Below are 21457 nucleotides of genomic sequence, written 5' to 3' on the forward strand. Positions count from 1 at the left end.
GTAGGGGGCTTAGCCTTTGTCGGCAATGGCCCGTCCGGCTGCCGCCGCCGAGGCCCAGGCCCATTGGAAATTATAGCCACCGAGCCAGCCGGTCACATCCACCACCTCGCCGATGAAATAGAGGCCGGGGACGGATTTGGCCGCCATGGTTTTCGACGAGAGCGCATCGGTGTCGACGCCGCCCAGCGTCACCTCGGCGGTGCGGTAGCCCTCCGATCCGGTGGGTTTGAGGGGGAGGCCGTGGAGTTGCTCCGCGATGGCTTGCAGGGCTTTGTCGGATTGGTCGGCAAGATTGCCGGTGAGGGCAAGTTTCTCCGCCAGCGCCTGGGCAAGCTTTGTGGGAAACAACGTCGCGAGGGCGGTTTGCATCTGGCGACGGCCGTTGTCCGCGCGGGCGGATTTCAGGGCATCGAAAGCGTTTTGCCGCGGCAAAAGATCGACCGTGATTGCGTCGCCCTCGCGCCAGTAATTGGAGATTTGCAGGATCGACGGGCCGGACAGTCCGCGATGGGTAAACAAAAGCGCCTCGTCGAAGCACGTACCATTGGCGGAGACCCGCGCGTCGACCGCCGTGCCCGCGAGTGGTGCGATCCAGTCGAGCTCATGGGGGGCGAAGGTCAGGGGCACGAGGCCGGGGCGGGTGTCGGTCACGGGAAGGCCGAATTGGGTGGCGATCTGATAGCCAAGCCCGGTCGCGCCCATTTTCGGGATCGACTTGCCGCCCGTGGCGACAACGAGATGACGACAGGTGGTGGAACGACCGGAGAGGTTCAGGCGAAACCGTGTGCCGTCATGGGCGATCTCATCGAGGGTGGTCTCCAGCCGGATTTCAGCGGCGCGGGCCTCAGAGAGCAGCATCTCGACAATGGCCGTCGATTTGCCGTCGCAAAACAACTGTCCCAACGCTTTTTCGGGGTTTTTCTCATGCCATGTGATGCCGTAACGGGCCAAAAGGTCGATGAAATCCCATTGCGTGTAGCGTGCCAGCGCCGATTTGGCGAAATGCGGGTTGCCGGAGAGGTAGTTTCCCGCTTCGGCGTAGAGATTGGTGAAATTGCAGCGCCCGCCGCCGGAGATGCGCACCTTTTCCGCCGGACGTTTGGCATGGTCGACCACAAGCACGGAACCACCTCGCGCGGCTGCAAAACCCGCACAGAACAGGCCTGCGGCACCTGCGCCCAGTATGATCGTGTCGACATGCTCCATGGGCCGGTTTGATCAGGCCGGACGGAGTATTGCAAGTCAGATTGCAGACAGAACAAAGGCCTCGCATATGCGAGGCCTTTTCTCAAAGCGCAGACTGGGTTCAGTCGATCGGGTTGCGATCTCTGACCTTCGCCGTGGCCGCAGGCGTCGTCGTATCCGTGGTGTAGAGCACGGTAAGAACGTCATTCAGAGCCGGTGTGGTGAAATTCACCCGAACATCGGTGTTGACGCCGGCTTTGACCGGAGCGGAGCCGAGCACTTTTCCGTCGGTGCCGGATTTGTTGTCGTAGGCGTAGATCACGCCATCGGTTTCAGCACGCACGAGTTCAAGCGTCACGCCGGAATTGGTGTTTTGGGCCTCACCCGGCTTGATGTAGTTCGATCCCGCGAAGGCAGCGGAACCGGCAACGGCGATCAGGGAGGCGGCAACAATGGTTTTCATGGAATGTGTACTCATGATTTTGGTCCTTTGGAAGTCAGACCGGGCATATCCCGGGTCCATTATATGTCCTGTCTCATATGGGGTACTCCGGGGCGGAGGTAAGAGTCTGAATGATCACAAGATTGCGCGTGAAAAGTGACAATTTCGTGTGTGAATCCCTGTGGCTACGCCTGTGCGAAAACGCGCAGAAAGGAAGGGTCTTCATGTGCGATGTGCATCAGGTCTCAGGCCTGGCCATCCCTGAAGCCGCGAAAAGCCCCTTGTGGGGCTTTTCTATCGGTTCTATCGGTCATGCGGGTTTCATCTGTCGTGGATGGGAGCTTACATCTTGTCGAGATTGTGCAGGGTGGTGGTCGCGACCGGCGCGCCTTCTTCGCTCAAGACCACGAGCGCTTTCTGGGCCACGTTCGGGGTGAGCTCCACTTTCACGTTTGTGTTGGCGCCGGCATGAACCTCGGCGGTCCCCAGCAGAGCGCCTTGGGTGCCGTTCGAATAGTCGTAGATCGACACGGTCCCCGCCTCGGAGGCCCGCACCAGCTCGAGGTTGATCACGGAGTTCAGGCTCTGGATTTCGCCCGGGACGATGTAGTTGTAATCCATATTGGCCGCGAAGGCGGTGCCGGAGGTGGCGACGGCGAGAAGAGCGGCAGCGGTCAGGGTTTTTACGGAATTGAAGGTCATTTTCTTGTCCTTTCCAGGAAGGCGTTTGAGAATGGCGGAACGGGAAGAACTTCGGGTCCGTCTGTGTGGTCAACAGGTGGAGGTCGCCATGCCGGTTTGTAAGGGGTTGATATGTCACAAGAACGCGCCTCGACCGTGACTTTGCGTGTGCGATTTCGTGATCGGAGCGGCGCGGTGACCGGGGAAAGCCAAAGAAAAAGGGAGATCCGAAGACCTCCCCGATCACGAATGGCGACATTCCGCCCGGTTTTACATCGAAAACGACACGCCGCAGCCGCAGGACGCGGTGGCATTGGGGTTGTCGATCACGAACCGCGCGCCGATCAATTCCTCGGTGAAGTCGATGGTGGCGTTTTCCAGAAAGGGCAGGGAGACCGGGTCGATCACCACCACGCCACCGTCGCCCTTCAGGACCACGTCGTCCTCGGCGGGCTCGTCGAGCGTGATGTCATACTGAAATCCGGAACAGCCGCCTCCCTCGATGGCCACGCGCAGAGCCTTGCTCTCGCCGGTCATTTCGTTGATTTCGGCCAGCCGGGCATACGCGCGGTCTGTCACTTTCGGCGGCAAGGTGAGGGGCATGCTGTCATTCCCGGGTGTTCAGGCTGAAAAAACAGCCGGTTATTGCGATTTTCCCGCGTCATCTGTTTGTCGCGGAGTGCTGGGCACAATATAGTCCTCACAAGGAACAGCGACAAGACAGCCATGAGGACGGAGGCGATGGCTTCCGGGAAGAGCAGATGTTGAAACCCTATGCGACCCAGCCTTTCGAAACCCGCGGGCGGCTTTACCCGGAAGAATTGTCGACCTTCCGCTCGCCGTTTCAACGCGACCGCGACCGGATCATCCATTCCTCGGCCTTTCGGCGCCTCAAACACAAGACGCAGGTTTTTGTCGAACATGAGGGCGATTATTACCGCACGCGGCTAACCCATTCCATCGAGGTGGCGCAGGTGGCGCGCACGCTTGCGGGGGCTTTGGGGCTGAACGAAGGGCTGGCCGAAGCCGTGGCGCTCGCGCATGATCTGGGGCATTCACCGTTCGGGCATACCGGGGAGGATGCGCTTGAATTGCTGATGGCGCCTTATGGTGGCTTTGATCACAACGCCCAGGCGCTTCGGATCGTGACCAAGCTGGAGCGGCATTATGCGACCTTCGACGGTCTGAACCTGACATGGGAGAGCCTTGAGGGTATTGCCAAGCACAACGGGCCGATCATCGGCCCCAATGCCGACAAGAAGAAACACCCGGATGATGCGCCCTTGCCCTATGCGCTCAAGGAGGTGAACGATCAGTTCGATCTGGAGCTGCACACCTTTGCCAGTGCCGAGGCGCAGGTGGCGGCGATTGCCGACGATGTGGCCTACAATCACCACGACCTGCATGACGGGCTGCGTGCGGGGCTGTTCACCGCCGAGGATCTGATGGAACTGCCGCTCACGGGCCCGGCCTATGAAGAGGTCGACCGGCTCTATCCGGGGCTGGAGCGCAACCGGCGCGACCATGAGGCGCTCAGGCGGATTTTCGGCTATATGGTCGAGGATGTGATCGCAATTGCCACCAACCGGCTGGAAAGCGCCAAGCCGGAATGTGCGCAGGACATCCGCGATATGGACCGCACGATCATCCGCTTCTCGAAACCGTTCTTCCAGAATCTTAAGGCGATTAAATCCTTCCTGTTCAAGCGGATGTACCGCGCGCCTTCGGTGGTGAAAGAACGCAAACGGGTGACCCATATGGTCAACACGCTCTTCCCGCTGTTTATGGAGCAACCGGAACTTCTGCCGGCGGAATGGCGCCATGAGGTCGATAATGTGCAAAGCGACACGGAACTGGCGCGGCTGGTTCTGGATTATGTTGCCGGGATGACCGACCGTTTCGCCATTCAGGAATACGAACGGCTCTGCACCTGATCCGAGTATTTAGAGCACAAAGGAAACAGCGACATGGCCACGGAAACAGTCACGGGACTTGGCGCGGTGGAGGCTTTTGCCCTTGTGGGCGTTTTGGGCGTCGGAGCGCAATGGTTGGCGTGGCGGCTGAAACTGCCTGCCATCGTGTTGATGCTCGCGGCGGGGCTGGTGATCGGGCCGGTGCTGGGCGTGTTCGACCCGGCGCGCGACATTGGCGATCTGGTGCAGCCGTTGATCTCGCTTGCGGTCGCGGTGATCCTGTTTGAGGGCGGGCTGACGCTGGATCTGCATAAGCTCGGCGATGCGCGCAAAGGTGTGATGCGCCTTGTGGTGATTGGCGCGCCTTTGGGCTGGTTCCTGTCCTCGGCGGCGCTGCATTGGGGGGCGGGGCTCGGATGGGAGGCCTCTGCGGTGTTCGGCGGCATCATGGTGGTGACCGGGCCGACCGTCATTGCGCCTTTGCTGCGGCAGGCGAAATTGCAGAAACGCCCGGCGAACCTGTTGCAATGGGAGGCCATCGTCAACGATCCGGTGGGGGCGTTGGCCGCCGTGCTGGCCTTTGAATTCGTGCTGGTGGGGCGCGAGGCGGAAAGTCTGCCTGCCGCACTGACCCAGTTGGGCGTGGGGATTGCCATCGCCATGGCCGTTGGCATCGCGGCAGGGGCGGCGATTTCTTACGCGTTTCGGCGGGCGTTTGTGCCGGAATATATGAAGGTTCCGGTGCTGTTTGCTACGCTTCTGGCGACCTTTGCCTTTCCCAATATGATGCTGCATGAAAGCGGGCTTTTGGCCGTGACGGTGATGGGGCTGATCATCGCCAATGCCGATCTGCCGTCCTTCGAGGAGCTTCGCCGATTCAAGGAACATGCGACGATCCTTTTGGTCTCGGGTGTGTTCATTCTGTTGGCGTCTTCGATGGATTTCGCCTCTCTCGGGCAACTCACATGGCGCGCGGGGCTGTTCGTGGCGCTGGTGATCCTTGTGGCGCGGCCTTTGACCGTGCTGATCTCGCTCATCGGCACCGGTCTGCCGCGCAACGAGAAGCTTTTGATCGCGCTCACCGGTCCGCGCGGGGTGGTTTTGGTGGCTGTGGCGGGGCTTTTTGGCGAACGTCTGGCGCAGGCGGGGGTGAGCGACGGCTCGGTGATCGGGCCGCTGGCCTTTGTTCTGGTGCTGGCAACCGTGGTGCTTCATGGCTTCACGCTGGCCCCTGTGGCCCGCGCTTTGGGATTGGCGTCGAAAGGTCGGCCCGGCGTTTTGCTTCTTGGCGGCTCGCGCTTTACCACCGCTTTGGGCGAGCTTTTGAAGCGTGAGGAGGTGCCGGTTTTGGTCGCCGATCCGAACCACGCGCGACTGTTGCGGCCGCGCACGGCTGGGCTGCCGGTGTTTTATGGTGACATCCTTGGCGAGGCGGCGGAGGACAGTCTGGAGATCCTGTCGTTCGAGACGCTGATCGCGGCCACCGAGAACGACGCCTACAATACTCTGGTCGCCACGGATTTCGGGTCGGAATTCGGTCGCGATCAGGTTTGGCAGATCGCCCGCGAAAAGGGCGAAAGGGCGCGCCATTCGTTGCCTTCGCAGCTTGGCGGGCGGCCTTTCGGGGCGGGTAAGACCTTTGGCGAGCTCGAGGAGCTGATGAAACAGGGCTGGCGCATCACCGCGACGCCGCTGACCGAGGATTACGGCTTCGATCAGTGGAAGGAGGACCGCCCGCATGCGCTTTTGCTCGGGCGGCTGGTCTCGGGCGGGGTGTTCAAGCGGTTCTTACAGGAAGATGCCGAATTGTTGTTCCCGCGCCGGGCCGAGGCGGCCATCGAGGCTCTGCCGGAAGATCAGCGTGAGACGGCGCGCGAGGCCTTGAAGCGGCGGCGCACCGATCTGCGTCTCAATGCAGCGCGCGGACGGATGGGGGCGGGGGTGAAACTCGTGGCGCTTGTGCCACCTGAAAGCGAGCGCAAACGCGCGGACGGGCTGTCCGAGGGGCAGGCAGACGGCGTGGCGGAGGGTCAAGCCCGTTGACCTTGGCCACATGCGTGGTAAACCCGCGCCAAGCTATACATTAGAGAGACGTCATGAACCTGTTCGCCGATATCCGTGTCCTTGTGATCGACAGCCTTGCGGCGCTGACCGCCGAGGGCGCGCTGCCCGAGGGGCTCGATTTTGCCAATGTCGCCGTGGAGCCGCCGCGCGATCCGCTGCATGGCGATATGGCGACCAATGCCGCAATGGTTCTGGCGAAACCGGCCAAGGCGAAGCCGCGCGATATTGCCGACAAGCTGGCCGAGAAACTCGCCGCCGATCCGCGTGTCGAGAGCGTCGATGTGGCGGGGCCGGGGTTCATCAACCTGCGTCTGGCGCAAGGTGTCTGGACCGGGCTCGTGGAGGGCGTTCTGACGGCTGAGGGCTATGGCCGCTCGAGCATGGGCGCGGGCAAGAAGATCAACGTCGAATATGTCTCCGCCAACCCCACGGGGCCGATGCATGTTGGGCATACCCGTGGTGCGGTGTTCGGCGATGCTCTGGCGTCCCTGCTGGATTTCTCGGGGTATGATGTGACGCGGGAATATTACATCAACGACGGCGGGGCTCAGGTCGATGTACTGGCGCGGTCCGCATTCGAGCGCTATCGCGAGGCCAACGGGCTGAACCCGGAGATCGCCGAGGGCATGTATCCGGGCGATTACCTCAAGCCGGTGGGCGAGGCGATGAAGGCGACATATGGTGAGCGCCTGCTCAACACGCCCGAAGAGCAATGGATCGACGAGGTGCGCGAATTCGCCACCGACGAGATGATGAAAATGATCCGCGCCGATCTCGCCTCTCTCGGTGTCGAGATGGACAATTTCTTCTCGGAGAAATCGCTCTACGGCACGGGGCTGATCGAGGCCGCACTCAAGGAACTCGATGACAAGGGGTTGATCTACGAGGGCGTCCTTGAGCCGCCGAAAGGCAAAACGCCCGAGGATTGGGAGCCGCGCGAGCAGACGCTGTTTAAATCCACCGAACATGGCGACGATGTCGACCGCCCGGTGAAGAAATCCGACGGCTCCTGGACCTATTTCGCTCCCGACATCGCCTATCATTACGACAAGGTGAAACGCGGCTATGACGGCATCATCGACGTCTTTGGTGCCGACCATGGCGGCTATGTCAAACGGATGAAAGCCGCCGTGTCGGCGCTGTCCGACGGCAAGGTCGAGTGCGATATCAAGCTCATCCAGCTTGTGAAACTCTTCAAGAACGGTGAGCCGTTCAAGATGTCGAAACGTGCGGGCACCTTTGTGACGCTGCGTGATGTGGTCGAGCAGGCGGGCAAGGATGTGACCCGCTTCATCATGCTGACGCGCAAGAACGACGCGCCCTTGGATTTCGATTTCGACAAGGTTCTGGAGCAATCGAAAGACAACCCGGTGTTCTACGTGCAATATGCCCACGCCCGGGTCCGTTCGGTGCTGCGCAAGGCAGCCGAACAGGGCGTGACCCTGACCGATACGCCGAAGTTCGACGACCCGGCGGAGATCGCGGTTGCGCGCAAGATCGCCGACTTCCCGCGTCAGGTGGAAATTGCCGCCAAGGGCCACGAGCCGCACCGGATCGCCTTCTATCTCTATGAGCTGGCGTCGGATTTCCACGCGCTGTGGAACAAGGGCAACGAGAACGAGGCGCTGCGCTTCCTGCATGACGATGCGGAGCTGTCGGCGGCGAAAATCGCCCTGCCGCGCGCCGTGGCCGTTGTGATTTCCGCAGGTCTTGGTATCCTTGGGGTCACTCCGGCGGAAGAAATGCGTTAAGCCGCAAGGCTTTAGGCGAACAAGGGTCGGAGACCCCGAGAGGGGCCGCGGGCAAACGAGGGCATAAGACCCTCATGCGGCCTCTCAAGAGCAGATGACAACCCGCAGAAAACAAAGCGGGAAACGAGCGAGGCGAAGAGAATGCAGGACGTGTCGAACGGCCCCCGTATGGGCTATGGATCGCCGCAGGCGGACGGTTATTCTTCCTATGACAATCACTGGCAGCGGGCTGAGCCGCAGGTGACGCGCGGGACGCATAATCCGGGTTACGGCCATCCCGAGCTGCGTCAGAGGCCGGATGCGGACCGGCTTTTTGCCGATGGACATGTGCATTTTGAGCAACAGTCGCCGCGCCATACCGCGACCGGTTTTCAGGACCCGCGTGCCTCATATGAGGCCGGTCCGGCCTATGTCTACGACACCACGGACATGCTGTCGGAAGAGGGTGCGGAGCGTCCGCATCTCGGGCCGGCGCAGTGGGGCGGTGCGATCGTCTCTCTGGCGCTGATTCTCGGGCTCGGCATCTGGGGCTATAAGCTGATGGTGCGCGATGTGACCGGCGTGCCGGTGATCCGCGCCATGGAAGGGGCTGCGCGCATCCTGCCGGATGATCCGGGCGGGCAACTGGCGATGCACCAAGGGCTTGCGGTCAATTCCGTGACCGCCGACGGCTCCGCCGCGCCGCCCGCAGACCGTTATGTTCTTGCGCCCGCTGCGGCAGACCTGTCGGAGGAAGATCAGCCGATGGCGGACATCCGGCCGGTGCTGAGTTCCTATGAACCGTCGACCGCCGATTATGCGGTTCAACCGGCCTCCGCGCCTCTGGAAGAGATGGCTGTGGAGCAGGATCCGCAGGAACTCGAGGGCGTCGAAACGGTGGTCGCCGCCGAGCCGGAGCTGCTTGAAGAGGCACCTGTCGCCAACGCCAGGCCCGTGCCGTTACCGAAACCGCGCCCGGTGCGTCTGGCCTCTCTGGCCGCGGAGCAGGGGGGCGCGAGCCTCGATGGCGTGGCCGGTGACATTCTGGCGGCACTTGGCGCTGCCGAAAGCGTCGAAATGGCCCGCGAAATGGCCCCGGAGGATGTGCCTGAGGGCAGTCGTCTGGTGCAATTCGGCGCCTATCAATCGGCCGAGGTGGCGCGGTCCGAGTGGGAACGTCTGACAGGGCGGTTCACCGATCTCATGGACGGCAAGACCCGTGTGATCGAACGTGCCGAAAGCGGTGGCAAGACCTTCTATCGCCTGCGCGCCTACGGGTTTGCCGATGCCTCGGACGCGAACCGCTTCTGTGCTGCGATGACCTCGATGAACGCGGCCTGCACGCCGACGGTTCAGCGCTGAGCGCCGGAGAACCCATGGTGCAGGGCGCATTTATCCTTGGTTGTGAGGGGCTTGCCCTCACCTCTTCGGAGGTTGAATTCTTTAGGTCCTCTAACCCTTGGGGATTTATTCTTTTTGCCAGAAATATTTCCGATCCGGTGCAGCTTCGCGCACTTACCGGCGCGTTGCGCGAGGCGGTGGGGCGGGACGCGCCCATTCTGATTGATCAGGAAGGTGGCCGGGTGCAACGGATGCGCGCGCCGCATTGGCGGGAGTTTCTCCCGCCTATGGATCAGGTGGAACAGGCTGTCTTGAAAGAGGGCGCCCCCGAACGCGCCCTGTGGCTGCGCGGGCGGCTTCTGGCGGAGGATCTGCACAGTGTCGGCCTCGACGTGAACTGTGTTCCCGGCCTCGATGTGGCACGCCCCGACACCCATCCTTTCCTGCGCAACCGCTGTTTCTCCGAGGACCCCGACACGGTTGCCCGCATGGGCCGCGCTTTGGTGGACGGCATGGCGGCGGGCGGGGTGGCGCCGGTGATGAAACATCTGCCGGGCCATGGCCGCGGCACGGTGGACAGCCATAAGGGCCTGCCGCGCGTGACCGCCACGCGGGCGGAATTGCAAACGGATTTCGCGCCCTTCAAGGCGCTGAACGATTTGAGCATGGGTATGTCGGCGCATATCATCCTGGATGCGGTGGACCCCGAACGACCGGCGACGCAAAGCCCGGACGCGATCCGGGTGATCCGCGAGGAGATCGGTTTTCAGGGCCTGTTGATGACGGACGACATCTCCATGGGGGCGCTCGAAGGTACGGTGCGGGACCGTGGTGAAGTTGCCTTGAAGGCGGGTTGCGATCTCGTGCTGCATTGCAACGGCAATCTGGCGGAGATGGAGCAGATCGCGGCGCTCGGCACGATGAGCGCGCAGGCACAGGCCCGTGCAGACCGGGCGGCGGACACGCGCCCGGCCCATGTGCCCATTGACACGGACGCGCTGGCGGACGAGTTTTTAGCCTCGTAATCCTGAAGAGCGCCCGATGGCCGATCCCGATCAGTTCGACATCAACGACATCCTGACGGTCGAGGAACGCCTCGCCGCCGAGGCCTTGATCGTGGATGTCGACGGGTTCGAGGGGCCGCTCGATCTTTTGCTGCAATTGTCGCGCACACAGAAGGTCGATTTGATGAAAATCTCGATCCTGCATCTGGCGCAGCAATATCTGCTCTTCGTCGAGAAGGCCAAGGAGCTTCGGATCGAACTGGCCGCCGATTATCTGGTGATGGCGGCGTGGCTGGCATTTCTGAAGTCGCGGCTCCTGTTGCCGCCCGATCCGACAGACGACGGCCCTTCGGGCGAGGAACTGGCCGCGCATCTTGCCTTTCAGTTGCAACGTCTGGAGGCGATGCGCGAGTCCGCCGCCAAATTGATGGCGCGCGATCAGAAGGGCCGGGATTTCTTTGCCCGTGGCATTCCCGAAGCGGTGCAGCGCCTGCGCAATGTGACCTATACGGCGAGCCTTCTCGATCTGATGCAGGCCTATGCGAGGGTCCGGACCAAGGACGAGTTCCGGCCCTTCGTTCTGGACCGTGAGGCCATCCTGTCGATGGAGCAGGCGCTGGAAAAGCTGCGCTACCTGATCCCCTATGCGGTCGAATGGGCGGATCTGTCGTCTTACTTGCCCGAGGGCTGGGAACTCGATCCCAAGAAACGGCGCTCGGCGACAGCGGCGACCTTTGCCGCCTCGCTGGAACTGGCGAAACAGGGACAGATCGAGATTCGTCAGGGCGGAACCTTCGAGCCGATCCAGATCAAGGCTCGGCAGATTAGAACACCACGGAGAGAAAATGGCTGAGGAAGATCGTCAGGAAGAGAGCCTGTTCGCAGCCCCGCCTTTGGCCGAACAGGAGCGTATGGTCGAGGCCGTGCTGTTCGCCTCGGCAGATCCGGTGACCATTGCCGATCTGGCGGGCCGGATGCCGCATGGCTGCGATCCGAAGGCGGCGGTCGAACTTTTGCAGAAACGCTACGAGGGCCGCGGCGTTCGGGTGGTGCGTGTGGGGGAGGCCTGGGCGATCCGCACCGCGCCCGATCTGGGCTTTCTGATGCAAAAGGAAACCACCGAGACCCGTAAACTCAGCCGCGCCGCGATTGAAACGCTGGCGATCATCGCCTACCATCAGCCTTGCACCCGCGCCGAGATCGAAGAAATTCGCGGCGTCTCGGTGTCGCGCGGCACGCTCGATCAACTTATCGAGCTGGAATGGATTCGCTTCGGCCGGCGGCGGATGTCGCCGGGGCGCCCGGTCACTTATGTGGTGACGTCCACCTTCCTCGATCACTTCGGGCTGGAGACGGCGCGCGATCTGCCGGGGGTGAAGGAATTGCGGGCGGCCGGGCTTCTGGAAAGCCGTCCGATGCCGGGACTCGACGAGGAGCGCGACGAGGACGAGGATCAGGACGACCTGTTCGAGGACGAAGCCTGAGGGCACAGAGTTTGCGTTGACGTGCCGCGGAACGACCTTATTCCTGCGGTAACCGGACTGATGACAGAGATGAGAGGGAAGGCAGACGTCATGAATTTGGACAGATTGATCTCGATGATCGTCAATCGCTTCGTGCGCACCCTTGTGAACAAGGGGGTGAATGCCGGGATCGACGCCGGGACGAAAAGCCTTGCGAAACGCCGTGGCGCCAAGACCTCTTCGGGGGTGGAGTTGACGCCGGAGCAGAAGGCGGATCAGGCGCGAATGGCGAAGCAGGGCCGGGACACCGTACAGAGAGCGAGAAAGATTGCCCGGATGAGCCGGCGAATCGGTAAATTCTAGGTCGGTTGTGACGAAGCTTTTCCCGTTTTAAATACGGCGACATAATATTACGCCTGTGTTCAAGTATCCTGCGAATTTCTCTGAAAACATTTAGGGGATGTTAACCTGTCCCGTCAGAGACTTCCGCATTCCGTGAAGTGCCGGGCAAGGGCTCTGTCAATGGGCGCCCGGAATCTGTGCCGGTGTTTGAAAGTGACTGATGCCATGTCAGGTTTGCATCTATTGGATTTGCGGAAGGATCGGTCTTTCCGACGTTTGAGAAGATCGAACGGGAACGGCGCAACCTGGCGCATGTGATGCGGCAGCAGGCGCGGCACAATCCGTTGACCGGGCTGATGAACCGGCGTGCGGTTCGGGATTATATCGGCGGGTTTCAAGACAGGGCGGATGCGCGAGGTCGGCAAACGGCTGCGTGGCAAATTGCGCCCTTCCGATTTCCTGGCGCGTTGGGGCGGTGAGGAATTCTTCGTGCTGCTGCCGGGGGCGGACCTGCACCAGACCATGAGCATGGCACAGGTGCTCCGAACGGCGGTGCGGCCCATGTCGGCTGGGACACAACACGGGGCAGCGCGAGGCGATCACCCTTTCGCTTGGTGTGACTGTCTATGATCGGCAGATGAGCGAGGACACGCTGGAGCAGGCGATCCAAAAGGCCGATACGGCGCTTTACACGGCCCAATCGAAAGGTCGCAATCAGGTGAATTGCTGTGACAAACCCGCGCCCGACGGGCAGAATGCCGTCGAGGAAGTCTTGCCGAAAAGCTTGGCGTTGCACTGAACCGCTGCGGGGCCTCAGCTTCGGAAATGTTTCGACAGTTTGAGCCCCTGGCCCTGATAATTCGAGGCAAGATCGGCACCGTAGAGCCGGTCCGGGCGGTTTTCCATGCGCTCATAGACCAGGCGACCGACGATCTGCCCGTGTTCCAGAACGAATGGCGCCTCGTGGCAGCGCACTTCGAGCACGCCGCGCGCCCCTTCGCCGCCCGCCGCCGCATTGCCGAAACCGGGATCGAAAAAGCCCGCGTAATGCACCCGGAATTCGCCCACCATCGCCAGATAAGGTGCCATTTCGGCGGCGTAATCGGGCGGGATATGCACGGCCTCGCGGCTGACGAGAATATAGAACGCCCCCGGATCGAGGATGATCTGGCCGGTCTTGGAATAGATCGGCTCCCAATAGTCCGCCGGGTCGTAAAAGCCGATGTTGTCGAGGTCGATCACCCCGGTGTGCGGCTTGGCGCGATAGCCGACGAGATCGCCCTCGGCGGGTTCGAGATCGACGGAAAAGCCCAGCCCCTGGTCAATCACCGCCGCGCCATTGACGAGCGGGCTCTCGGCATGGAGCGCCTCCAGCTCGGCATCGGACAAAACCGATTGCCCGGCGCGGAATCGCACCTGATTGAGTCGCATGCCGGGGCGCACCAGAACGGAGAAGGAGCGGGGGCAAATCTCGGCGTAAAGCGGCCCGTCATAGCCGGGTGCGATGCGGTCGAATTCGACGCCTTCGTCGGTGATCAGCCGGGTCAGGAGATCGAGGCGCCCGGTCGAGCTTTTGGCATTGGCCACGGCCTGAATGCCGTCGGGCAGGGCGAGGCGTTCCATCAGAGGCACGACATAGACGCAACCCTTTTCCAGAACCGCGCCGTCGGTCAGGTCGATCTGATGCATTTCGAACTCGGACAAGCGTTCGGCGACCGTGCGTCCTTCGCCCGCCAGAAACGAGGCCCGGACCCGCCAGGCGCGGGTGCCGAGACGCAGATCGAGCGAGGCGGGTTGCACCTGCGCGTCGATCACCGCCGGGCTGGCCGTAATTTCGCCGCGCGTCAGCATCTCCCGAATGGCATGATCGGCCAAAACACCCATGTCGTCCTCCCCGGGCCCTCAAACCCTTGTTTCTGATCCGAAAGCTGTAACGCAAAACCGCCCGCAAGCCCAGAGGCCGCGAGCGGTTTTGAGGTGTTTTGGTCGGGCTAGCAGGACTTGAACCTGCGACCTTCCGTCCCCCAGACGGACGCGCTACCAGGCTGCGCTATAGCCCGACGTGGACCCCTTACATAGTGATTTCCGTGGCGGGGGCAAGCGCTAAATTGGCAAATCCGTCGCAAATTCCTGTCGCAAATTCCTACCGCCGCCGCGCGCGTCGGGTTACCCGGCCATGCGCGCGCGCAAGGTCTCCGTGCGGCGCAGCAGGGCCGCGAGCTCGGTCTGTGGCACATGCTGCAAATGACGATGGTTCAACTGCCCGAGAATTGCGGTAAAGCCGTGATCCGGTTCCGCCGCGTCCGACGGGTCCTCCGGCAGGTCGAGATCGTCGCCGAGCGGGCCGCGTGCAGAAGAAATCGCAGACAAAACCGATGGGGGCGGGGCGGCATGGCTGTCCTCGGGCGGTTGTGCCGCATCGGGTTCGGTGGCCTCCGTGCCGATGTCCGCGGTGAGAATCGCTTCTTCCTCCGCAGTCATCGCCGCCATGTCACAGTCGATCTCAGGCAGTTCTTCGGCGCTGTCGTCCTCTGCCTCGATCAGGTCGGGCTCTTCGAACAGATCGGTCGTCGGGCCGAGAGCGAAATCGAAAGAGGTCTGACCGGGCAGCGGCCCTGACTCTTTCGGCGCGTCAGGCTCTTCGGCGATTTGCAACCCGAAGACCGTCTCCTGTTCGGTCTCCGGTGCGGCGGCGATCGGTTGGGGCGGCGTCATCGGTTCCGGGCGGGCAAAGGGAATCACACGCTCTTCCGGCTCGGGGCTGTCAAAATCGTCCTGCGGCACCATTTCGGCCATGGGCGCGAAGGGCGCAGGGGGAATCGGACTGTGCTCCGGCGCGGGGGCGCTGATTGGCTCGATGCCCTCGATCACAGGCGAGAGAGAGGCGACATATTTCACCCCATGCTCGCGCAGGAGCTTCTGCACGCCGCGAATGGTCATGCCATCGTCATGCAGAAGTTTCTTGATCCCGCCCAAAAGCGCCATATCGGCCGGGCGGTAATAGCGCCGCCCGCCTGCGCGCTTTACCGGTTTGACCTGGGTGAACCGGCTTTCCCAGAACCGCAAAACATGTGCGGGCGTGTCGAGCCAATCGGCAACCTCGCTGATCGTGCGAAAGGCGTCCGGTGATTTATCCATTGTAGATCAAACCTTTAAGCGGATTTACGACTTGTTGCCCGCCGCCACGCGGTCCTTCATCAGATGCGAAGGACGGAAGGTCAGGACGCGGCGTGCCGGGATCGGGGCTTCGTCGCCGGTCTTCGGGTTGCGGCCGACGCGTTCGGATTTGGCGCGCACCGAGAAGGTGCCGAAGGACGAGATCTTGACGGTTTCGCCCTCCACCAGCGCGTCGGAAATATGCGCCAGAACGCTTTCGACGAGGGCGGCGGATTCATTGCGGCTCAGGCCGACCTCGCGAAACACGGCTTCGCTGAGATCCATACGGGTCAGTGTCTTGTTCATTTTTTCCCCCTGTGGAACGTTTGTCCCGGAGAGTGGCAGTTTGCCAAGCTTGCGTCAATATCAATGACTTGGCTGGGGCTGTTGAGGTGCCGGAACCTGCCGAAAAGGTCAGGCAAACCTGACCCGGCGTGACCCGCGGATCACCACCGGATGACCACCGCGCCCCAGGCCAGCCCGCCACCGATCGCCTCGGCGACACAGACATCGCCCTGTTTGATCTGTCCGCGCGCCTTGCCGACCGACATGGCCAGCGGGATGGAGGCGGCGGAGGTGTTGCCGTGATCCTGCACGGTGACGACGACCTGATCCATCGAATGGCCGAGCTTCTTCGCCGTACCCTCGATGATGCGGATATTGGCCTGATGCGGCACGATCCAGTCGATGTCGGCGTCGGTGAGCCCGGCCTTGCCGATGGCGGTCTCGGCGGTCTCCGCCAGTTTCTGGACGGCTTGGCGAAACAGCGCATTGCCCTGCATACGGAGTTTGCCCGAGGTGCCGGTGGTGGAGACGCCACCATCGACATAGAGCATATCCTTGTATTGGCCGTCGGAGTTCAGGTCGACCGCAAGAATGCCACGATCCTGAGGCGTGCCGGCACTTTCACGCGCTTCGAGCACCAGCGCCCCGGCACCGTCGCCGAACAGGACGCAGGTCGAACGGTCTTCCCAATCCATGATGCGCGAGAAGGTCTCGGCACCGATGACGAGCACGCGTTTGGCCTGACCCGAAACGATCTGGGCGTTGGCATTGGACAGCGCATAGATGAACCCGGCGCAGACGGCCTGCACGTCGAAGGCAAAGCCGCAGGACATGCCGAGCGCGTTTTGAACCATCGTGGCGACGGAGGGGAAAGTCAGGTCCGGCGTCGAAGTGGCGACGATCACCGCATCGATGTCGGATGGCTCCATCCCCGCGTCCTTGAGCGCGGCGCGTGCGGCCTCGGTCCCCATCATGGAGGTGGTTTCGCCTTCGGCGGCAAAATGACGCCGCTCGATCCCGGAACGGGTGCGGATCCATTCATCGGATGTATCGAGGGTTTTTTCGAACTCTGCGTTCTCGACCACGCGGGAGGGGAGATAGTGCCCCACACCTGCGACGACTGCCCGGACTGTCATGGACAAGGCCTTATGTTATTTATGACGTTCCGTCATTTTGCGATGTGGCGACGGCGGATGCAACCCGTGCCGCCAAACGATCGGTAAAGCCCGAAGCAGACAGCTCATAGGCCAGTTTGATCGCAGCGGAGACACCTGTGGCGTCGGCCGAGCCGTGGGATTTGACCACGGTGCCGCGGAGCCCGAGGAAGACCCCGCCGTTCACCCGGCGCGGATCGATTCGTTTTTGCAGGCGTTTCAGAGAGGTCAGCGCCAGAAGTGCTGCGATGCGCGACAGTGGCGTCGCCTTGAACGCTTCCTTGAGAAGATCGCCCACCAGTTTCGCGGTGCCTTCGCCGGTCTTGAGTGCGATGTTGCCGGTGAACCCGTCGGTGACGATCACGTCCACCCGGTCGCCGGGAATATCGCCGCCTTCGACGAATCCCTTGAAGGCATAACCGCCGATGTCGGAGGCGTTCTCGATCAGTTCGTTGGCCTCTTTCAGCTCGGCGCGGCCCTTGTGTTCTTCGGTGCCGACATTGAGAAGTCCGACGCGCGGGGTCTCGAGGCCAAGCCCGTTGCGGGCATAGGAGGCGCCCATCATCGCGTATTGCAGCAGGTCGCGGGCATCGGCGCGAATGTCGGCACCGACGTCGAGCATGACATTGAAACCTTGCGGATTGCGCGAGGGCCAGAGGCAGGCGATGGCAGGGCGGTTGACGCCGTCGAGCTTGCGCAGGCGGATCATCGAGGTCGCCATCAGCGCACCGGTGTTGCCACAGGACACGCAGGCCTGGGCCTCGCCATCCTTCACCGCATCAATGGCGGACCGCATCGACGTGTCGGTGCGGCGCATCGCCTGAGAGGGCTTGTCATGCATGGTGACGACGCCCGGCACATCGCGAATCTCGACACGATCGCGCAACACTTTGCGCTTGCGGACGAGCTTTTCAAGCTCGGCCCCGTTGCCATGGACGATGAAGTCGAGAGCCGGATTCTTGGACGCGGAACGCGCAATACCGGCGACAACAGCCGCCGGTCCACGATCGCCACCCATGGCGTCGATCGAAAGCGTGATCTGAACCCCGTCGCGCATGCCGAGCCGTCCCGTGTTGTCCGTTTCCTTATGCCCGGACCCCTGTCCCGTGATCGGGGCAGAGGTGCCGGAAGAAGTCTCGGACGGGCTCATGCTCATCAGAACGCCAGTGGGGCTTCGGACTTACGCCGCGTCTTCGTCGAGGTCGATCTCGTCGGCCTGCGCGATGACTTCGCGGTCATCGTAGTGGCCGCAAGCGCCACAGACGTGGTGCGGGCGTTTCAGCTCGCCGCAGTTCGGGCACTCGGCCGGGTTGCCGGCGACCAGAGCATCGTGTGCGCGGCGCATGTTCCGCTTGGAGCGGGTAACTCTATTCTGAGGGACAGCCATGTCTCAACCTCGGTAGCAACGGGCAGGGGGCCTTACGATCCCGTGCCTCTGGTGGGCGGGGCTTGTGGCCCCTGATACAAGTCCGGACCTCATGCCCGGTGAAAACTTTGGCGCTTCATAGGCCTTCGCGGGCAGAGTGTAAACCATGGTTTGCACCATAATTTTCGTCTGCGCTCTTGTCTGGCCCGAGAAAGATCGGTGCCTGAAACCTGTCAAAGACATGCATGGAAGCGAGGCCGGGAACATACTCGCTTTGCGATTCCATGCAAGTGTTTTGTTTGCGATGTATAAAAGCGGCTTTCAGGCCGCCATTTCCGCCGCTTATTCGCCGTCTTTGCCGATCTTGTCGCGCAGTGCCTTGAGGGCGGCAAAGGGTTTGGTGTCCTCGTCGCTCATCGCCGCTTTGCCCGGTTCGGTGAACTGGGTGACGCCCAACTCCGCCCCGTCGGCGCGCGGATAATCGGGCGCGGCGAGCGCCAGCGCCTCTTCGGCGACGGTGGACAGCAGGAGCGTGGCAGGCAGCGGCTCGATTGTGTCGTCCTCCGGCATCTCGAGCTCCTGCTCGGGGTGAAATTCCTCATGCAGATCGGCAATATAGGTGCGGTTGACCGGCACATCGAGCCGGGTCGTGACCGGAACCAGGGTGGCGACACAGGGCTGCACCACAGTGGCCCCCAATTCGCCTTCAAGCCGCCAGTCACGTTTGCCGACGGGGATCATCTTGCCCTCGAACTTGACCTTGCGGACCGAACTGAGGCCCAGGGCGGTCGCCATTTCCTCCAGATCTTCGCTGGAAGGTACGAGGCGAAAGGCATGAGCATGCGCATCGGAAAGATCACGCAGGTGCAGCGGGCTGCCCCAGCTGTTCAAGCCGTCGTGTCCCATGGTGGAAGTCTCCTTGATCGTCGGGCGCTGTTTCTATAAGCCGGATACCGATACGAAGCGCAAGCGCACAAGGCAAGAGGGGGCTTATGTCCAACCGTATTTTCCCGCAGGGGGCTGTTAAAGGGGCCGCAATGGTGGCGAAAGCCGTTCTGGGGCTGGCTCTGGTCCTGTCGCTGAGCGCCTGTGTCGCGCAGTTCCGCAACCATGGCTATGTGCCCACTTCCGGTCAACTGTCGGAGGTGCGGGTCGGGGCCGACACCAAGGACACGGTGGCCGAAAAGATCGGCGCGCCGGGGGTCGAGGGGATTCGCGACAATTCCGGCTGGTATTACGTCCGCTCGCAATTCCGCCACTATGGTGCGTTCGAGCCGAAAGAGGTGGATCGTCAAGTGGTTGCGATCTCCTTCGACGGTCGCGGCGTGGTCAGCAATGTCGAGCGCTTCGGGCTTGAACAGGGCCGGGTCGTGGTGCTGGAACGCCGTGTGACCGACGACAATATCAAGGGCATCACCTTCCTCGATCAGCTCTTCGGCAACCTCGGCAACGTCTCGGCGGAACAGCTTTTGCAGTGAGCCGCGACCGGGATGCGATATTGAAAAAGCCGCCTTTCGGGGCGGCTTTTGTTTTGAGTATTTCAGCCATCGGAAAACCTGAAAGCTGCGAAAACCGGCTGTCGGATTTGCGTCGGACTTTTGTCGGACTTCCGTCGGGCAGGAAATCGGGCGTCGGGCAGAAACGCGGGGTTACGCCACCGTGCCGTCATCCGGCAAAAACCGGATCGACACGCCGTTGATGCAATAGCGCAGGCCGGTCGTTTCGCGCGGCCCGTCCGGAAAGACATGGCCCAGATGCGCGCCGCATTCGTCGCAATGCACCTCGGTGCGGATCATGCCGAAAGAGGTGTCGCGGGTCTCGGCGACGGGGGCGTCCGCCTTGGTGCGGTCAAAGGACGGCCAGCCGCAATGGGATTCGAATTTGTTCTCCTGCCGGAACAGCTCCGCGCCGCAACAGGCACAGGTGAAGGTGCCGGGGGCTTTCGGGAAGCCCGGATGAGAAAAGGCGCGCTCCGTGCCGTGCTGACGGGTGACGCGGTAGGTCTCCGGGTCAAGCTCCTCGCGCCATTCGGCATCTGATTTTTCGATTTTTGGCATGTTGGGCTCCCGTGGTCGTTTGGGAGGAAGATAGGGGGTGCGGGGCTGGTGGCAAGGGGGGAGCGGCCCGGAGCGCACGTATAAAGGCTCTGCCGCGAATGAACCTCGAAACCGACGCGCCGGTTGGCACCATAAGTGCGACCGCTCTTGCATGGTACGTGAAGCCACCCAAAGGTGGGCGGCTGCCCTTTGCACGGATTAGGGCAGTTGCCGTTGGGCCATACTCACCCTAGATTTGTTCCGAGGACAGGAACTAGATAGAGCGAAGATATGACCCCAGTCTTCAAATATTTTCAAGCTCGTGAAGAGCTTCAGATTTCTTTACAGTCGCTCGAAGAAATATACGCCATTTTGGACCCCAAAAGGCCACGTTTGCGTACAAGACTAGTATCTCTTACGACTGACTTGGTTGTGTCGAGTGAAATGTGTTTTGAAGGTTTTTGCGGCTGCATGCCTTTCTCGTTTCACTATGCATCAATAATCTCTAGCCCGGAATATGCTGCGGCGAAATTGACTGGGTGTGAGACTGAGAGATATCAATATATCCTTCTTGAAAAAAAGGCGCGCGGACATTCGCTTACAGAAAGCGAAGAGGCTGAACTGGCTGAAATTCAAGATCGGCTTAATCATTTTGGGGAATTTACCATAAAGATTTTCCGAGATGTTCCAAAGGAGATGGAAGAGACGAGGAGGCGATCAGAAGATCGATTGAAAGCATCTACTCGAGCTTTCCTATTTTCATGCCGTGCGTTCCAAGATGCACTATACGCATTGATGTTGGTTTCCCAGGGTCAAGCCCCCGGAAAATATTCTTCAATGGCGGACGGCGTTAAGGAGCGAGGCGTGGCGCGAAATCTCTTGGGCAACGAAAGTCCATATTATGATTGGTTTTCAAGATTTAAGAATTTGCGGGATTTGGCAAAAGAAGGCGCCACTTGTGGAGTTGGATTGGGTCAAATTGATGTGGGGGTGTCCTTTGATGATGCTAGAGATAATAAAGTCGTAAAGGTGGGGGGCAATGACTTTCATCTATCCGACCTAGCGGAAGCGATGCAAATGAGCGCGATGGCTATAAAAAAGACAGTCTCGGTGCCAGACGCGAGTTAATTGCCTCAAACAACCGGCTCCCCCGCGAACCTCGCGTTTTTTGGATATACTTGGACCGCTCTCCAAGGTGTCAGGCCTTGCAGTCGGCATCCCTGTCGATGGTAACGCGGATGAGTTTTCGGCCGTCAGAGTTCACCTTGTCGTCCGCAGAACTGTCGTTAGTGCCC

24 protein-coding genes and 1 tRNA gene are annotated in these 21457 nt (G+C 61.4%); 12 read left to right on the forward strand and 13 right to left on the reverse strand.

The genetic code is table 11. The features are described 5' to 3' along the window. Positions 1-9: 9 nt before the first annotated feature. The 4 genes from CEW89_RS02615 to CEW89_RS02630 all read right to left on the reverse strand — a co-directional run bounded on the left by CEW89_RS02615 (position 10) and on the right by CEW89_RS02630 (position 2911). Positions 10-1206: a BaiN/RdsA family NAD(P)/FAD-dependent oxidoreductase gene (locus CEW89_RS02615; RefSeq protein ID WP_096804806.1), complete on the reverse strand. Its 1197-nt coding sequence runs from the start codon at positions 1204-1206 to the stop codon at positions 10-12. A 100-nt stretch (positions 1207-1306) separates the two neighbouring features. Further along, the gene (locus tag CEW89_RS02620) at positions 1307-1663 is read right to left on the reverse strand and encodes a hypothetical protein (protein WP_198403483.1); all 357 of its coding nucleotides are present in this window, start codon (positions 1661-1663) and stop codon (positions 1307-1309) included. A gap of 306 nt (positions 1664-1969) precedes the next feature. Next, positions 1970-2329, reverse strand: coding sequence for a hypothetical protein (locus CEW89_RS02625; protein ID WP_096804807.1), 360 nt, complete (start codon positions 2327-2329; stop codon positions 1970-1972). A 249-nt stretch (positions 2330-2578) separates the two neighbouring features. Further along, positions 2579-2911 (reverse strand): HesB/IscA family protein, encoded by a 333-nt coding sequence (locus CEW89_RS02630; RefSeq protein WP_066701624.1) that lies wholly within the window; start codon positions 2909-2911, stop codon positions 2579-2581. Between the two features lie 158 nt (positions 2912-3069). Between CEW89_RS02630 and CEW89_RS02635 the strand changes: the two genes are divergently transcribed. From CEW89_RS02635 to CEW89_RS21455, 10 genes are all read left to right on the forward strand, one after another. Further along, positions 3070-4242 carry a deoxyguanosinetriphosphate triphosphohydrolase gene (locus tag CEW89_RS02635; RefSeq protein WP_096804808.1) on the forward strand — a complete coding sequence of 391 codons (1173 nt, stop codon included), beginning with the start codon at positions 3070-3072 and terminating at the stop codon, positions 4240-4242. Between the two features lie 33 nt (positions 4243-4275). Further along, positions 4276-6264, forward strand: coding sequence for a cation:proton antiporter (locus CEW89_RS02640; protein ID WP_096804809.1), 1989 nt, complete (start codon positions 4276-4278; stop codon positions 6262-6264). 53 nt (positions 6265-6317) lie between these two features. Next, a complete protein-coding gene (argS, locus tag CEW89_RS02645; RefSeq protein WP_096804810.1) occupies positions 6318-8036 on the forward strand; it encodes an arginine--tRNA ligase in 1719 nt (572 codons plus the stop codon). A gap of 141 nt (positions 8037-8177) precedes the next feature. Further along, positions 8178-9377 (forward strand): SPOR domain-containing protein, encoded by a 1200-nt coding sequence (locus CEW89_RS02650; RefSeq protein WP_096804811.1) that lies wholly within the window; start codon positions 8178-8180, stop codon positions 9375-9377. A gap of 14 nt (positions 9378-9391) precedes the next feature. Further along, entirely contained in the window at positions 9392-10381 is a 990-nt protein-coding gene (gene nagZ / locus CEW89_RS02655; RefSeq protein ID WP_096804812.1) for a beta-N-acetylhexosaminidase, read from the forward strand. Between the two features lie 16 nt (positions 10382-10397). Then, a complete protein-coding gene (locus tag CEW89_RS02660) occupies positions 10398-11213 on the forward strand; it encodes a segregation and condensation protein A (protein WP_066701634.1) in 816 nt (271 codons plus the stop codon). After that, positions 11206-11844, forward strand: coding sequence for an SMC-Scp complex subunit ScpB (scpB, locus tag CEW89_RS02665; RefSeq protein WP_096804813.1), 639 nt, complete (start codon positions 11206-11208; stop codon positions 11842-11844). The genes CEW89_RS02660 and scpB overlap by 8 nt, the downstream gene beginning before the upstream one ends. A 90-nt stretch (positions 11845-11934) precedes the next feature. Beyond that, positions 11935-12186: a hypothetical protein gene (locus CEW89_RS02670; RefSeq protein ID WP_081423725.1), complete on the forward strand. Its 252-nt coding sequence runs from the start codon at positions 11935-11937 to the stop codon at positions 12184-12186. A gap of 387 nt (positions 12187-12573) precedes the next feature. Continuing rightward, positions 12574-12795 (forward strand): diguanylate cyclase domain-containing protein, encoded by a 222-nt coding sequence (locus CEW89_RS21465; RefSeq protein ID WP_096804814.1) that lies wholly within the window; start codon positions 12574-12576, stop codon positions 12793-12795. Continuing rightward, on the forward strand, positions 12734-12964 hold the full coding sequence (locus tag CEW89_RS21455) for a GGDEF domain-containing protein (RefSeq protein ID WP_096804815.1): 231 nt from the start codon (positions 12734-12736) through the stop codon (positions 12962-12964). Before CEW89_RS21465 ends, CEW89_RS21455 begins: the two co-directional genes overlap by 62 nt. A gap of 14 nt (positions 12965-12978) precedes the next feature. On the opposite strand, the gene CEW89_RS02685 is transcribed toward CEW89_RS21455, so the two are convergent. The 8 genes from CEW89_RS02685 to CEW89_RS02720 form a co-directional block, all read right to left on the reverse strand. Then, positions 12979-14049, reverse strand: a complete 1071-nt coding sequence (locus CEW89_RS02685; RefSeq protein ID WP_096804816.1) for a 2'-deoxycytidine 5'-triphosphate deaminase — start codon at positions 14047-14049, stop codon at positions 12979-12981. Between the two features lie 99 nt (positions 14050-14148). After that, a tRNA-Pro gene (locus CEW89_RS02690) sits at positions 14149-14225 on the reverse strand. A 106-nt stretch (positions 14226-14331) separates the two neighbouring features. Then, complete coding sequence (locus tag CEW89_RS21160) at positions 14332-15303, reverse strand: MerR family transcriptional regulator (protein ID WP_244906144.1); 972 nt, start codon at positions 15301-15303, stop codon at positions 14332-14334. Positions 15304-15327: 24 nt separating this feature from the next. Then, positions 15328-15627, reverse strand: a complete 300-nt coding sequence (gene ihfA / locus CEW89_RS02700; RefSeq protein ID WP_066701646.1) for an integration host factor subunit alpha — start codon at positions 15625-15627, stop codon at positions 15328-15330. Between the two features lie 140 nt (positions 15628-15767). Further along, positions 15768-16742: a beta-ketoacyl-ACP synthase III gene (locus CEW89_RS02705; RefSeq protein ID WP_066701647.1), complete on the reverse strand. Its 975-nt coding sequence runs from the start codon at positions 16740-16742 to the stop codon at positions 15768-15770. Between the two features lie 19 nt (positions 16743-16761). After that, positions 16762-17817, reverse strand: coding sequence for a phosphate acyltransferase PlsX (gene plsX / locus CEW89_RS02710; RefSeq protein WP_096807104.1), 1056 nt, complete (start codon positions 17815-17817; stop codon positions 16762-16764). A gap of 123 nt (positions 17818-17940) precedes the next feature. Then, entirely contained in the window at positions 17941-18147 is a 207-nt protein-coding gene (rpmF, locus tag CEW89_RS02715) for a 50S ribosomal protein L32 (RefSeq protein WP_066701648.1), read from the reverse strand. A gap of 321 nt (positions 18148-18468) precedes the next feature. Beyond that, positions 18469-19032, reverse strand: a complete 564-nt coding sequence (locus CEW89_RS02720; RefSeq protein WP_096804817.1) for a YceD family protein — start codon at positions 19030-19032, stop codon at positions 18469-18471. An 86-nt stretch (positions 19033-19118) separates the two neighbouring features. Between CEW89_RS02720 and CEW89_RS02725 the strand changes: the two genes are divergently transcribed. Next, complete coding sequence (locus tag CEW89_RS02725; RefSeq protein ID WP_096804818.1) at positions 19119-19604, forward strand: outer membrane protein assembly factor BamE; 486 nt, start codon at positions 19119-19121, stop codon at positions 19602-19604. A 171-nt stretch (positions 19605-19775) separates the two neighbouring features. On the opposite strand, the gene msrB is transcribed toward CEW89_RS02725, so the two are convergent. Continuing rightward, a complete protein-coding gene (gene msrB, locus CEW89_RS02730) occupies positions 19776-20183 on the reverse strand; it encodes a peptide-methionine (R)-S-oxide reductase MsrB (RefSeq protein WP_096804819.1) in 408 nt (135 codons plus the stop codon). A 270-nt stretch (positions 20184-20453) separates the two neighbouring features. Between msrB and CEW89_RS02735 the strand changes: the two genes are divergently transcribed. Then, on the forward strand, positions 20454-21290 hold the full coding sequence (locus CEW89_RS02735; protein WP_096804820.1) for a hypothetical protein: 837 nt from the start codon (positions 20454-20456) through the stop codon (positions 21288-21290). Positions 21291-21457 lie beyond the last annotated feature (167 nt).

This window comes from Celeribacter ethanolicus (assembly GCF_002407265.1).
GTDB lineage: Bacteria > Pseudomonadota > Alphaproteobacteria > Rhodobacterales > Rhodobacteraceae > Celeribacter > Celeribacter ethanolicus.